This is a genomic window from Bacillus cereus group sp. N14 (assembly GCF_016483555.1).
Taxonomy (GTDB): Bacteria; Bacillota; Bacilli; order Bacillales; family Bacillaceae_G; genus Bacillus_A; species Bacillus_A wiedmannii.
This window is the reverse complement of record NZ_JAEHBQ010000007.1, coordinates 180,912-194,051: the sequence shown is the minus strand read 5'-3', so window position 1 is coordinate 194,051 and position 13,140 is coordinate 180,912. Positions and strand designations below refer to the sequence as shown.

The following is a 13,140-nucleotide window of genomic DNA, read 5'->3' as shown; positions in this document are numbered from 1 at the left end:
ATCAAAAGAAATAGGGACTTATGTTAAAATGTAAATCGCTCTTTATAAGGAATAGGGAGGGATATTATTTTTAACACGTAGTGAGAATGATAATCAATAGTATCTACATTACATAAATAAATTACAATTAAATAATGATAGAGGATTATTATTTTTTTCTTATAAATTGAGAATAATTATCATTTTCAAAAAAGTATGGATGAAAGATAAACAAGGAGGAAGTAAGCCAAATGAGAAAGATTTCTGTATTACCCGCTTTTATTATAACGTTCGTATGTATGCTAGCTTTTCTTGTCATGCCATATGGGAAAGTTTCAGCACAACTAGCTGACGGTACTTATGATATTAACTATGTCATTCAAAAAGCGGAAAATGATTCAGCTTCAATGGCAAATGATTATTTTGAAAAACCAGCTAAGTTAGTTGTAAAAAATGGTGAGATGAGAGTACAAATTCCGATGAATCATAGTGCTTGGATTACAGAATTTAAAGCACCTGAAAACGGGAATTTTGTTGATGCAAAAGTTGTTAGTAAAGATGAATCAGCAGATAAAAGAACTGTAGAGTTTAAAATAGACGATTTATCTAAGCCAGCAGCTGCAAAAATTCATGTTGTTGTACCGAACGTAAATTATGACCATAACTACACAATTCGCTTTGCGTTTGATGCAAATGTAAAAGCGGTAGGTGGAGAAAATAAAGCAACTACTGTAACAAAGAATAATGATCAAACAAAAACAGATACACAAGTAAAAGAAGAAGTGAAGAAAGAAGAGAGTAAAGAAGCAAATATAGAGGCAAGCAAAGGAACAAATGAAAGCGGTAAAGCTGAAAAAACAGATAATCCAAAAACAGGCGATGAAGCACGCATCGGATTATTTGCAGCGTTAATTCTTATTTCAGGTGTTTTCTTAATTCGTAAAGTGAAGTTAAGTAAATAAATCTTTTGAAGGGCGATGAATATATGTTTAAACAATTAAAAATAATTATTGGTGTATTTGCTGTTTTATTTACGTTTATCGCAACACTAGGTTTACAAGATGCAGAGGCTGCTACAAAACTAGCTGATGGAAAATATAATATTGCTTTTACTGTATGGAAAGGCGATAAAGATGAATCATCTAGAATGAATAGTTATTTTGAAAGCCCAGCAACATTAACAGTAAAAAATGGAAAACAATATGTTTCATTTAAAGTGAAAGATAGTGCTTCTATTAAAAGTTTACAAGTAGAAAAAGATGGTCAATTTGTAGAAACAATCGTGTTAAGTGAAAACAAAAAAGATAATACTAGAGTTGTAGAATTTGAAGTTGCTGACTTGTCAAAAAAACTAAATGGCAAGGTGAAAATTAATATCCCAATTATTAATTATAATGCTTCATATGATATTCGTTTTGTATTTGATGGGAACAGTATTAAATAATTAAAAAATTTCCAAAAGGGAGAGTCGTTCCATTGAACAGGTATGTAAAAATTATTGTTGCTATGTTTTTAATGGCATTTACATTCGTATCAACATTACAACCGCTTGCAGTTCAAGCAGCAAGCCAACTAGCTGACGGTGAATATTCAATCGGTTTCAAAGTTCTTAAGGATACATCAGATGAAGAATCTATGATGAATCAATACTCTGTAAGTCCAGGAACTTTAAAAGTGAAGGATGGGAAGAAGAAGGTATCCTTTACGTTAGAACATAGTTCATGGATTACGAAGTTTGAAACAGAAAAAAATGGCCAGTTTGTTGCGACAAATGTAATTAGTGAAGATAAAGAAAAAGATACACGAGTAGTAGAATTTGAAGTGGACGATGTAGAGAAAGTATTAAATGCGAAAGTAAAAGTGGACATAGACTTTTTAAATTATCATCATGACTATGATGTGCGTATTGCATTTGATCAAAATAGTATTACACCGATTCATGTAGAAAAACCAAATGAAAAAGAGGATCCAGCAAATAAGCCAGATCCAAATGAAAAACCGGATCCAAGTCAGAAGCCCGACCAAAAGCCTGACCCAGATCAACAACCCAATTCTAACACAATTAACGATGGGAATTATAGTATTCCATTTAAAGTGTTAAAAGATCAAACAGATGAAGAATCTAAGATGAATACTTACATGGTAAATCCAGGAGTATTAAAAGTAGAAAACGGTAAGAAAAAGGCAATTGTAACACTAACAAGTAGCTCATTAATTAAAAATTTTCAAACGGAAAAAGATGGCGCATTTGTTGATGCAAAAGTAGTGAGTGAAGATAAAGAAAAAGATACAAGAGTAGTAGAGTTTGAAGTGGACGATTTATCAAAAAAATTAAATACAAAAGTATTTATCGAAATGGCATCAAGAAACTATAAGCAAACACATGATGTACAACTTTTATTTGAACAAGATAAACTTGAGTCAATTAAGAACGAAGAAAAGCAACCAGACGGTGATAAAAAGCCAGAGGTAGAGAAACCAGAGGTAGAGAAGCCGAATGTTGAAACAATTAAAGACGGTGAATACAGCATCAATTTCAAAGCCTTAAAAGATCAAACAGAAGAAATTTCAATGATGAACACGTATACGAAGAGTCCGGGCGTATTAAAGGTGAAAGATGGTAAAAAATATGTATCATTTACATTAACGAATAGTGCATGGATTACAAAGTTTGAATTTGAGAAAAATGGTTCGTTCGTTGATGCGAGTGTATTAAGTGAAGATAAAAAAGCTGATACACGCGTAGTGGAAGTAGAAGTAGATGATTTATCTAAAAAGTTAAATGCAAAAGTAAAAGTAGATATCGATTCAATGAATTATCATCATTTCTACGACATTCAATTCGCATTTGATAAAGATAGCGTTAAACCGTTAGACAATCAAGGCGGAAACGAAAAAGCAGCCGCAAACGAAACCCAACCCGCAAACGACAACGAAGCCGCACACCACAACCAACGTGGAAACGACAACCAAGGTGGAAACAATAACCAAGGCGGAAAAGACAACCAAGGCGGAAACGACAACCAAGGCGGAAACGATAACCAAGGCGGGAACAATAACCAAGGTGGGAACAATAACCAAGGTGGGAACAATAACCAAGGTGGAAACAACAACCAAGGTAATAACACAACCATTGATCCAAAAGCCCTTAAAGATGGTGAATACAGCATTGTCTTTAAAGTTCTAAAAGATAAAACAGAAGAAATCTCAATGATGAACACATATACAAAAAGTCCAGCTGTACTAAAAGTGAAAGATGGTAAGAAGTATGTATCGTTTACATTAACGAACAGTACATGGATTACAAAATTTGAGTTTGAAAAGAATGGTTCTTTTGTTAACGCAAAAGTGTTAAGTGAGAATAAAGAGCAAAATACAAAAGTAGTAGAGTTAGAAGTAGATGATTTATCTAAAAAATTAAACGCAAAAGTAAAAGTAGATATTGATGCGATGAATTATCACCATTTCTACGATGTTCAATTTGTATTTGATCAAGGTAGTATAAAAGTTTTAGGTAATCAAGGCGGAAACGACAACCAAGGTGGAAATGACAACCAAGGTGGAAATGACAACCAAGGCGGAAACGATAACCAAGGTGGAAACGACAACCAAGGCGGAAACGACAACCAAGGTGGAAACGATAACCAAGGCGGAAATAATCAACCAAAAGTAATAGTTGATCCGGAAAATTTAGTGGATGGTCAATATGATATTCCATTTAAAGTGTTAAAAGATAAAACAAATGAGCTTTCAAAGATGCATGACTATACTGTACACCCAGCAAAATTAATCGTTAAAGATGGTAAAAAGTACATTGAGATGACGTTGAAAAATAGTGCATGGATTACAAAATTCCAAACGGAAAATAACAGTCTTTTTGCTGATGCGAAAGTAGTAAGCGAAGATAAAAATGCAAATACGAGAGTAGTGCAATTTGAAGTAAGTGATTTATTTGCAAAATTAAATGCAAAAGTAAAAGTTGATATCAATGAAATGAACTACCATCATTTCTACGATGTCCAAATTCAATTTGATACAAATAATATTGGTGCGTTAGGCACGATTAAAGAGGATCCAAAAAAAGATCCGAAAAATGATCCGGACAATCCAGTGATTACACCGAAAGTAGATAATGTGAAAAAAGTAGATAATCCTGATTTTAACCGAAATGCAGATGATAAGAAGAAAAAAGAAGATCAAAAAAATGATTCAAAAAAAGAGAAAAACTCAAAAACGGCAGATACAGCACAACTAGGTTTATACATGGTGCTATTGCTTGGGTCACTTGCTTTACTAGTTCGTAAATATAGAGCAGGAAGATTGTAATTTTTGGAGTCTTGATGCATGTTCGCATGCATCAAGACTTGTTTCATATTGTTTGGAAAGGAGTGGTGATTGAGAGTGAAGAAAATTGCTAGTGTACTAATGGCTATCATTCTATTAGTGAGTATAGCTGGATGCTCGGCACCCAAAAAAGAAGCAGCAAAACAGGTCAAGAGTGAGAGTAAAGAAAGAATTGTTGCAACGACAGTTGCTGTTACTGAAATTATGGATGCATTAGAAGTAGATTTAGTTGGTGTTCCAACAAGTACGAAAGATTTACCAAAGAGATATAAAGGTTTACCTGAAGTCGGGAATCCGATGAGTCCTGATATGGAAAAGGTAAAATCGTTAAAGCCGTCAGAAGTATTATCCGTGACAACACTTGAATATGAATTAAAGCCAGTTTTTGATGGTGTGGGCATGAAAGCAAACTTTTTAGATTTAACAAGCTTGAAAAATATGCAAAATTCCATTAGCGATTTAGGTAAGCAATATGGACGTGAAAAGCAGGCTGAAGCAGTTGTAACGAAGTTAGATAACAAGGTTGCAGAGATTAAAAAAGCAGTAAAGGGAAAGAAAGAACCGACAGTGCTTATTTTATTAGGTGTACCAGGGAGTTATTTAGTAGCAACAGAGCATTCTTATATTGGAGATTTAGTGAAACAACTAGGTGGTAAAAATATTGTGCAAGGTGAACAAGTAGAGTATTTAGCTTCTAATACAGAGTATTTAAAAAAAGCTGATCCAGATATTATTTTACGAGCAGCTCATGGTATGCCTGATGAAGTTGTGAAAATGTTTGATAAAGAATTTAAAACAAATGATATTTGGAAACATTTCGCTGCAGTTAAAAATAACCGTGTTTACGATTTAGAAGAGCGCTTATTTGGGACGACAGGTAATTTAGCAGCAATTGAAGCGTTAGATGAATTGAAAAAAATGATGTATCCGTGATGCATTTTAATATAAAGGAAGAGTGGAATGAATAAAAAAACTTGGAGTTTCCTCATTGTTACTGCATTGCTTATTGTTATGACATCATTGTCAGCGATGAAAGGGAGTTTAGAAATAGGTATTGTTGAGCTTGTGCAAGGGATATTTACAGGGGGGAATGAAGATGTTGAAGTGATTAAAGATTTACGTTTCCCACGTATTATTATTGCACTATTTACTGGAGCAGCTCTGGCCGTTTCAGGTGTGCTTTTTCAAGCTGTTATGAAAAATCCACTTGCTGATGCTGGGGTAATCGGGATATCTTCTGGAGCAAGTTTTATGACACTTGTTATTATTACGTTATTCCCGCAATTCTTTTTCTGGACACCAGTATTCGCCTTTTTAGGTGGTGCGTTTGCATGTTATCTCGTTTATGCATTTTCATGGAAGTCAGGGTTAAGTCCGCTTCGCATTATTTTAGTTGGTATAGCTATTAATGCAATGTTCACTGGATTAAATGAATCGTTCATTACGATTTGCGGATACTTCATTAAGAGTATTAAGCAAACGACGACTTCTAACATAACGATGAAGACGTGGGGCGATGTAGAAATAATGGTTACATATGGAACAATTGGTCTTATTCTTGCTCTGTTTGTAGGAGCTTGGTGTAACTTATTATCGCTACAAGATAAGACTGCGAAAAACTTAGGTTTGCACGTGACGAGAGTTCGTCTTATTATTTCTGCTATTGCAGTACTTTTAGCAGCAGTATCAACAGCAATTGCAGGTGTAATTGCTTTCGTAGGATTACTCGTTCCGCACATTTCAAGACAACTAGTCGGTTCGGATCATAAAGTATTAATTCCATTTTCTGCTCTTGCAGGAGCGTTATTAATTTTGACGGCGGATACGATTGGAAGGTTAATTGTGCCACCTAACGAAATTCCAGCAGCGACGATTATGGCAGTGATTGGTGGACCATTCTTAATATTCTTGCTTAGAAAGAGTGATAAAGTTCATGGAAATTAAAAATGTAACCTTTTCGTATGATAATGTAACGGATCGATTAAAGTCGGTTAGTAGTGAAATAGAAATTGGTAAAATTACAACAATTATTGGTCCAAACGGTTGCGGGAAATCGACATTACTTGGTGTGATGTCAAGAAATCACGACCCTCGTAGCGGAGAGATAATACTCGATGGGAAGGCGATTAGTCAATATAAACCGAAAGAGTTTGCTAGAAAGTTAGCCGTTGTCCATCAACAAAATGAAGCACCGGCAGACATGACGGTAGAGAAATTAACAAGTTATGGTCGTATGCCTCATAAAAATATTTTTTCCTCGCAAACTGATGAAGATAGAGAAGCAATCGAAAGGGCTTTAGCATGTACGAATTTGCTAAGTAAACGTGATAAAGAGATTCACGCCTTATCTGGTGGAGAAAGACAACGTGTTTGGATTGCCATGACGTTAGCTCAGAAAACACCAATGCTCTTTTTAGATGAACCGACAACATATTTAGATATTTATTATCAACTTGAAATATTAGAGCTAGTAAAAGAGTTAAATGAAGTACATGGATTGACGATCGTTATGGTATTACATGATATCAATCAGGCGATTCGCTATAGTGATCATATCATCGTTATGAAAGACGGCGAAATTGTTACGAAAGGTAAGCCGAATGATGTTGTGACAGAAAGTATGATAAAGACGATATACGGTGTAGATGTCGTTGTAAAGCAAGATGAAGATACAGGGTTGTATATGGTCCCAATGGGTATTTAAATATGCGAACAATCCGTTTTGAGGTGATAATTTGAGTAGTAAAAAAGAACGGAAGAAGAATTCTTTTTTTCAACGAATACTTACAGTTGTTTTTTTAGGTACCTTTTTCTATTCAGTATATGAATTAGGTGATATTTTCATGGATTACTATGAAAATCGTAAAGTAATGGCCGAAGCACAAAACATTTATGAAAAGAGTCCGATGGAAGAGCAATCACAAGACGGGGAAGTACGTAAACAGTTCAAAGCTCTGCAGCAAATTAACCAAGAAATAGTTGGATGGATTACGATGGACGATACACAAATTAATTATCCAATCGTTCAGGCGAAAGACAATGATTACTATTTATTTCGTAATTATAAAGGTGAAGATATGAGAGCAGGCAGCATTTTTATGGACTATCGTAATGATGTGAAATCTCAAAATCGAAATACTATTTTATATGGTCACCGTATGAAAGATGGTTCTATGTTTGGAAGTTTAAAGAAAATGTTAGATGAAGAGTTCTTTATGTCGCATCGTAAATTATATTACGATACATTATTTGAAGGATATGATCTTGAAGTATTCTCGGTGTATACAACAACAACTGATTTTTATTACATTGAAACGGATTTTAGCAATGATACGGAATACACATCATTTTTGGAGAAAATTCAAGAAAAGTCGCTGTACAAAACGGATACAAAATTGACAGCAAATGATCAAATCGTAACACTTTCGACGTGTGACTATGCACTTGATCCGGAAGCAGGAAGGTTAGTCGTGCATGCGAAACTAGTAAAGAGACAGTAAAAAAAGTATAGAATATGAGAAGTGGTAACGCTTCTCATATTCTATACTTAAAAAAAGAAATATGTTTACTGTGCTGCAGCCATTGGCATACGTACAACTTCAACATTGTAGTAAGTGATTTTATTATCAAGAATATATTCTGGCATCCCGCCTTGATGTGAGTGAGCATCTTTAAATGCTGAGCTCTTCGTCCAACCTTGGAAATCTTCTTTTGCATTCCAGCGTGTGCTAATTGTTACTTCATCATGATCAACTGTATTTTGCGTTAAAAGAACTTCTAATCCTAAAAAGCCTGGCATCGTTTCGACTTGACCTACTTTATTAAAACGCTCAATTAATTTATGCCCATTTCCCTTTGTAATTTTAGCTGTATTTGTAACAATAATCATGTTTTATTCCTCCTATAAATGTAGCCTTTATTTTCGAGAACTCATATACATTAAATGATAATGAAAATCATTATCATTGTCAATGGTAAATGTGAAATAAATAAGTTCTTTTATTATTTTGGCCAGTAAGATTTCCATTTCAAAATGTAGTAAATATGTGGCGGTTAAGTGAGAGAATGAGCGAGTTGTACTAGAAAAGCAATAATATGGTATAGTGAAACGAGGCTGTTTTTTCAGGCTCGTTTTTTAAATGCTTCCTATAGAGAAAGCATGCAAATGGAAAGGAAGTTATTATATGCGATCAGAAGTAACTGTAAAAATAAAACCGAAATTTATAAAAGAAATTAAAAGTGGATATCCGCTTATTTTAAAAGATGCGATTCAAAATTTAAATGATGTTCAGGAAGAAGGAACAATCATTAAAGTAGTAGATGAGAAGAACAATTTTGTCGGAAAAGGTTATTATGGAAAACAAAATAAAGGATACGGCTGGATTTTAACGAGAAAAGAGAGTGAACAAATTAATCAATCTTTCTTTGAAAGTAAAATAAAATCTGCCTTACATAAACGAAAGCAATTTTACAAATCAAGTGATACGACAGCATTCCGTGCCCTAAATGGTGAAGGTGATGGTCTTGGAGGCTTAATTATCGATTATTATGACGGCTATTATGTAGTCAGTTGGTATAGTGAAGGGATTTATACTTTCAGAGATGAGATTATAGCAGCTCTTCAAAAAGTAGCAAACTTTAAAGGGATTTATGAGAAAAAGCGTTTTGATACGAAAGGGAAATACATTGAAGGCGATGATTTCGTAGCAGGAGTACGCGGTGAGTTCCCGCTTATCGTAAAAGAGAACGGTGTGAACTTTGCTGTTTATTTAAATGACGGAGCGATGGTTGGTGTATTTTTAGATCAGCGTAACGTTCGAAAACAAATTCGTGATAAATATGCAAAGGGGAGAACAGTATTAAATATGTTCTCTTATACGGGTGCTTTCTCTGTATTTGCAGCGCTTGGCGGAGCGAGTAAAACGACGAGTGTCGACCTTGCAAATCGTAGTTTAAGTAAAACGATTGAGCAATTTAGTGTAAATGAAGTTGATTATGAAGCGCAAGATATTATTGTAGAAGATGTATTTCTTTACTTCAAATATGCAGCTAAGAAAAAGATGAAATTTGATATGGTTGTACTTGATCCGCCAAGCTTTGCACGCTCAAAAAAATATACATTTAGTGCAGCGAAAGATTATAAAAACTTACTAAAAGAAACAATTGCGATTACAGAAAATAATGGGATTATCGTTGCTTCTACAAATTGTAGTGCATTCGATATGAAAAAGTTTAAAGGCTTTATCGATACAGCATTTAAAGAAATGAATGGCAAATACAAAATATTAGAAGAACATTCTTTACCAGAAGATTTTCGTACCATTGATCAATTTAAAGAAGGAGACTATTTAAAAGTAGTTTTCATTGAGAAAATTAAAGGTTAATAAAGAAAAAGGAGCTCGAGTTTACTTGAGCTCCTTTTCTTATTGAACGATATTTTGTACTCTACCGACTTGCCCATCCTGCAATCGCACTTTAATGCCATGCGGATGAGAAGGGGAGTTAGTTAAAATATCTTTTACAATTCCACGTGTTAATTTACCGGTGCGTTGATCTTGTTTTAAGACAATGTCAACTTCAAGACCGGGTGCGATATTAGTACGTTTTTGTCCGTTCATTTATACACCTGTACGTCTACGTTGGTTGTTTGTTTTCTTCGTTTGTTGGTTTTGTAATTTTTTCGTTTCTTGGCTTTGATTTGTATTATTTGAACCATTTCCATTTCCTTGCTTTTTCTTTGCAAGTTGTTCACGCATTAAATCAGCTAAGCTTACTTTTTTGTTTTCTGACATGATAAGTCTCCTTTATATAAAGTTAATTATGAACAATAGTAGTGAATTTTATCATATCATTGTTAGGGAAGGAAGGGAAGTTGGTTTGAAAATTCATATAATTCTTTCCAGTATTCATTCGTTACGATACAATTGAAATGTTAATGTTTGTGAAAAAGGGGATAGACATATGTCACATCATATTTTATTAGTTGAAGATGATATCTCAATTCAAGAGATGGTGGAAAAGTATTTAATAAAGGAAGGTTTTCAAGTTACAATCGCGTCTGACGGAGAAGAAGGGGTGCAAGCATTTTTTAAATCATCCTTTGATTTAGTTATTCTCGACATTATGATGCCAAAGCTAGATGGCTTAGAGGTCGTGCGAATTATTCGAGAAAAAAGTGCTGTTCCGATTTTAATGATGTCGGCAAAAGATACAGATGTTGATAAAGCTGTTGGATTAGGACTTGGAGCAGATGATTACATTTGTAAGCCATTTTCTATGATTGAATTGGCTGCACGTGTAAAAGCGGGTATTCGGAGGTCTACGAAATATTCGGCTACAGAAACAACAGAAAAGATGATTCAAATTGGTGATTTAACAATTGATCCAATTAATTTTACAGTTGAAAAAAACGGAAAGCCCCTCAAACTTACTTTAAAAGAATTTGAGATTTTAAAGCTATTCGTAAAAAATCAAAATCGTGTATTTACAAAAGCACAAATCTATACGTTAGTTTGGAGCGAAGAGTATTACGGTGATGATAACGTTATTAACGTTCATATGAGAAGATTGCGTGAGAAAATCGAAAGTGATCCATCTAATCCAGAATATATTAAAACGTTATGGGGCATCGGCTATAAGTTGGAAGTGATGTAATATGGTCAATCTGTTAATATGCATTATTTTTATATTGTTATGTATCATTTATATACAATATAAAATGAGAAAAAATAGTAGTAAAAATTTACGATACACATATGAAAAGTTAGAAAGCATTGTGAATGAACAAACAGGCGAGAAGTTACTCGTTATGACAGATGATCTAGAATTGCAAAAGTTATTAGTGGCAATTAATCAATTATTAGATGCAAAGCAGAAAACGAATGCAGATCATGCAAAAGTAGAAATTTCGATGAGAAAAATGCTTTCAAATATTTCACATGATTTAAAGACGCCACTAACAGTTATTCTTGGATATACAGAAATGTTAAATAAGGATAAAACGATAAATAAAGAAGAAGAGCAAATATTACTTGAAAAGGTGCATGTAAAAACACTAGAAGTAATGGAACTGATCCATAAGTTTTTTGATTTAGCAAAATTAGAATCTGGTGACAAAGCAATCGAAATGACAAAAGTAAATATGAATGAAGTTTGTCGCGAGAAAATTTTATCTTTTTATGATTTAGTGACGACGAAAGGGTTTCAAGTTCATATTGATATACCAGAAAGAAATATATATGCACTTGGAAATGTAGAAGTATTAGGTAGAGTGTTGAATAATTTAATATCAAATGCGATTACATATGGAGAAGATGGAAAGACACTCGGTATGACGTTAAGAGATGATGAAACGAGTGTGTATATAGATGTATGGGATACAGGAAAGGGAATTGACGAATCTCATATTGATAAAGTGTTTGAGCGAATGTATACACTTGAAGATTCAAGAAATAGATTGTACCAAGGGAGCGGTTTAGGGTTAACAATTACGAAAAGGCTTGTGGAAGCGATGGATGGAAAAATACATCTTTCTAGTAAGCCGTATGAAAAAACAATTTTTACAGTTGTATTAAAAAAGATGCTGTTTTAGCTTGTAGAGAAGTAGATTCTACAAGCTTTTTTTCAGCGTAAGGAATTTGTAAGGAACGGGTAAGAAAAAAGAGATTTCCGTTGTCTATTATAGAAGTATAAGGTAGTGCGAAAGGAGACAGTGACATGACATATATATTAAAAACGAATCAGTTAACGAAAGTGTTTAAAGGGAAAGAAGTTATTTCTAGCGTTAACATGCATGTGAAAAAGGGAGAGATATACGGTTTCTTAGGACCGAATGGTGCAGGTAAAACAACGATTATGAAAATGATCACAAATTTAATAAAACCGACGAGCGGTGATATTGAAATTTTTGGTGAGAAGTTAACGGATACATCTTATGAATTGTTAAAGCGCATGGGGACAATTATCGAATATCCAATCTTTTATGATAAATTAACGGCGAAGGAAAACCTAGAATTACATTGTGAATATATGGGGTATTACGACAAGAATGCAATCGATCATGCTTTACATTTAGTGAAATTGCACGGTATAGATGATAAAAAAGTAAAAGATTTTTCATTAGGGATGAAGCAACGACTTGGTATTGCAAGGGCGATCATGACAAAGCCAGAATTACTCATTTTAGATGAACCAATTAACGGTTTAGATCCAATTGGTATTAAAGAATTAAGAGACTTATTTAAAATGCTCTGCAAAGAATATGGTATTACGTTATTAGTCTCTAGTCATATTTTAGGCGAGATGGAACAAATGGCGGATACAATTGGTGTAATTCAAAATGGAAAACTAATAAAAGAAGTTTCAATAAAGAGTATTAACGGAAAACAAACAGAGTACATTGAAATTACTGTTCCTGATGTGAAGCGTGCAGCTTATATTTTAGAAGATAAACTTGGTATAAAAAATTATAAAATAATGAGTGGAAACATGATTCGTGTGTATGAATTGAAGGCGTCGCAGCAAAACATTTCAAAAGCACTTATTATGAACGATGTAGAAATTGAAAGTATTAATAAGAAACATAGTTCCTTAGAAGAATATTTCTTAAATGTAATGGATGGAGAGGGCATTCATGCTTAATGGATTGTTAGTGAATCTAGTAAGTGGATTGATCGTAATGTTCATAAGTGGGATTTTATATTATAGGAAACCAGAGTGGAAATGGTTGTTAATTCTACTAGTGATAGGAATGTTAAGCGTAATTACTGCTGGAATTAGAATGTTAACAGCGTAGAGAGAGTTATATAAAGAATGGAG

15 protein-coding genes are annotated in these 13,140 nt (G+C 33.8%); 12 read left to right on the top strand and 3 right to left on the bottom strand.

The genetic code is table 11. The annotated features are described in order from the left end of the window. Nucleotides 1-230 precede the first annotated feature (230 nt). The 7 genes from isdC (at nt 231) to srtB (ending at nt 7,823) form a co-directional block, all read left to right on the top strand. Nucleotides 231-941, top strand: coding sequence for a heme uptake protein IsdC (gene isdC, locus JDS82_RS13210; RefSeq protein WP_149237433.1), 711 nt, complete (start codon nt 231-233; stop codon nt 939-941). Between the two features lie 23 nt (nt 942-964). Further along, a complete protein-coding gene (locus JDS82_RS13205) occupies nt 965-1,423 on the top strand; it encodes an NEAT domain-containing protein (RefSeq protein ID WP_149237432.1) in 459 nt (152 codons plus the stop codon). A gap of 32 nt (nt 1,424-1,455) precedes the next feature. Continuing rightward, complete coding sequence (locus JDS82_RS13200; protein ID WP_199713434.1) at nt 1,456-4,305, top strand: NEAT domain-containing protein; 2,850 nt, start codon at nt 1,456-1,458, stop codon at nt 4,303-4,305. A 69-nt stretch (nt 4,306-4,374) separates the two neighbouring features. Continuing rightward, the gene (gene isdE, locus JDS82_RS13195) at nt 4,375-5,256 is read left to right on the top strand and encodes a heme ABC transporter substrate-binding protein IsdE (RefSeq protein ID WP_033656220.1); all 882 of its coding nucleotides are present in this window, start codon (nt 4,375-4,377) and stop codon (nt 5,254-5,256) included. Between the two features lie 27 nt (nt 5,257-5,283). Then, a complete protein-coding gene (locus tag JDS82_RS13190) occupies nt 5,284-6,267 on the top strand; it encodes a FecCD family ABC transporter permease (RefSeq protein WP_001036828.1) in 984 nt (327 codons plus the stop codon). Further along, complete coding sequence (locus tag JDS82_RS13185; protein WP_000403736.1) at nt 6,257-7,027, top strand: ABC transporter ATP-binding protein; 771 nt, start codon at nt 6,257-6,259, stop codon at nt 7,025-7,027. Before JDS82_RS13190 ends, JDS82_RS13185 begins: the two co-directional genes overlap by 11 nt. Before the next feature lie 31 nt (nt 7,028-7,058). Then, complete coding sequence (srtB, locus tag JDS82_RS13180; protein ID WP_064469304.1) at nt 7,059-7,823, top strand: class B sortase; 765 nt, start codon at nt 7,059-7,061, stop codon at nt 7,821-7,823. Between the two features lie 65 nt (nt 7,824-7,888). On the opposite strand, the gene isdG is transcribed toward srtB, so the two are convergent. Then, a complete protein-coding gene (isdG, locus tag JDS82_RS13175) occupies nt 7,889-8,212 on the bottom strand; it encodes a heme oxygenase (protein WP_000587823.1) in 324 nt (107 codons plus the stop codon). A 295-nt stretch (nt 8,213-8,507) separates the two neighbouring features. Here isdG and JDS82_RS13170 point away from each other — a divergent pair, with 295 nt between their 5' ends. After that, the gene (locus tag JDS82_RS13170) at nt 8,508-9,707 is read left to right on the top strand and encodes a class I SAM-dependent rRNA methyltransferase (RefSeq protein WP_048565759.1); all 1,200 of its coding nucleotides are present in this window, start codon (nt 8,508-8,510) and stop codon (nt 9,705-9,707) included. A gap of 39 nt (nt 9,708-9,746) precedes the next feature. Here the strand turns inward: JDS82_RS13170 and JDS82_RS13165 are convergent, their stop codons facing one another. Both JDS82_RS13165 and JDS82_RS13160 read right to left on the bottom strand, forming a co-directional pair. Then, nucleotides 9,747-9,941, bottom strand: coding sequence for a YwbE family protein (locus JDS82_RS13165; RefSeq protein WP_001014319.1), 195 nt, complete (start codon nt 9,939-9,941; stop codon nt 9,747-9,749). Further along, complete coding sequence (locus JDS82_RS13160; RefSeq protein WP_001293585.1) at nt 9,942-10,115, bottom strand: hypothetical protein; 174 nt, start codon at nt 10,113-10,115, stop codon at nt 9,942-9,944. A gap of 169 nt (nt 10,116-10,284) precedes the next feature. On the opposite strand from JDS82_RS13160, the gene JDS82_RS13155 reads away from it, so the two are divergent. The 4 genes from JDS82_RS13155 to JDS82_RS13140 all read left to right on the top strand — a co-directional run bounded on the left by JDS82_RS13155 (nt 10,285) and on the right by JDS82_RS13140 (nt 13,117). Beyond that, on the top strand, nt 10,285-10,977 hold the full coding sequence (locus JDS82_RS13155) for a response regulator transcription factor (RefSeq protein WP_199713433.1): 693 nt from the start codon (nt 10,285-10,287) through the stop codon (nt 10,975-10,977). A gap of 1 nt (nt 10,978) precedes the next feature. Then, nucleotides 10,979-11,914 (top strand): HAMP domain-containing histidine kinase, encoded by a 936-nt coding sequence (locus tag JDS82_RS13150; protein ID WP_048562168.1) that lies wholly within the window; start codon nt 10,979-10,981, stop codon nt 11,912-11,914. 125 nt (nt 11,915-12,039) lie between these two features. Continuing rightward, entirely contained in the window at nt 12,040-12,963 is a 924-nt protein-coding gene (locus JDS82_RS13145; protein WP_199713432.1) for an ABC transporter ATP-binding protein, read from the top strand. After that, on the top strand, nt 12,956-13,117 hold the full coding sequence (locus tag JDS82_RS13140) for a hypothetical protein (protein ID WP_048562170.1): 162 nt from the start codon (nt 12,956-12,958) through the stop codon (nt 13,115-13,117). Before JDS82_RS13145 ends, JDS82_RS13140 begins: the two co-directional genes overlap by 8 nt. Nucleotides 13,118-13,140 lie beyond the last annotated feature (23 nt).

What these genes read in the sequence shown, in the direction of transcription:
- isdC (WP_149237433.1), top strand. Translation starts at nt 231, where the DNA reads ATGAGAAAGATTTCTGTATTACCCGCTTTTATTATAACGTTCGTATGT.
- JDS82_RS13205 (WP_149237432.1), top strand. Translation starts at nt 965, where the DNA reads ATGTTTAAACAATTAAAAATAATTATTGGTGTATTTGCTGTTTTATTT.
- JDS82_RS13190 (WP_001036828.1), top strand. Translation starts at nt 5,284, where the DNA reads ATGAATAAAAAAACTTGGAGTTTCCTCATTGTTACTGCATTGCTTATT.
- JDS82_RS13185 (WP_000403736.1), top strand. Translation starts at nt 6,257, where the DNA reads ATGGAAATTAAAAATGTAACCTTTTCGTATGATAATGTAACGGATCGA.
- isdG (WP_000587823.1), bottom strand. Translation starts at nt 8,212, where the DNA reads ATGATTATTGTTACAAATACAGCTAAAATTACAAAGGGAAATGGGCAT.
- JDS82_RS13170 (WP_048565759.1), top strand. Translation starts at nt 8,508, where the DNA reads ATGCGATCAGAAGTAACTGTAAAAATAAAACCGAAATTTATAAAAGAA.
- JDS82_RS13165 (WP_001014319.1), bottom strand. Translation starts at nt 9,941, where the DNA reads ATGAACGGACAAAAACGTACTAATATCGCACCCGGTCTTGAAGTTGAC.
- JDS82_RS13160 (WP_001293585.1), bottom strand. Translation starts at nt 10,115, where the DNA reads ATGTCAGAAAACAAAAAAGTAAGCTTAGCTGATTTAATGCGTGAACAA.
- JDS82_RS13155 (WP_199713433.1), top strand. Translation starts at nt 10,285, where the DNA reads ATGTCACATCATATTTTATTAGTTGAAGATGATATCTCAATTCAAGAG.
- JDS82_RS13150 (WP_048562168.1), top strand. Translation starts at nt 10,979, where the DNA reads ATGGTCAATCTGTTAATATGCATTATTTTTATATTGTTATGTATCATT.
- JDS82_RS13145 (WP_199713432.1), top strand. Translation starts at nt 12,040, where the DNA reads ATGACATATATATTAAAAACGAATCAGTTAACGAAAGTGTTTAAAGGG.
- JDS82_RS13140 (WP_048562170.1), top strand. Translation starts at nt 12,956, where the DNA reads ATGCTTAATGGATTGTTAGTGAATCTAGTAAGTGGATTGATCGTAATG.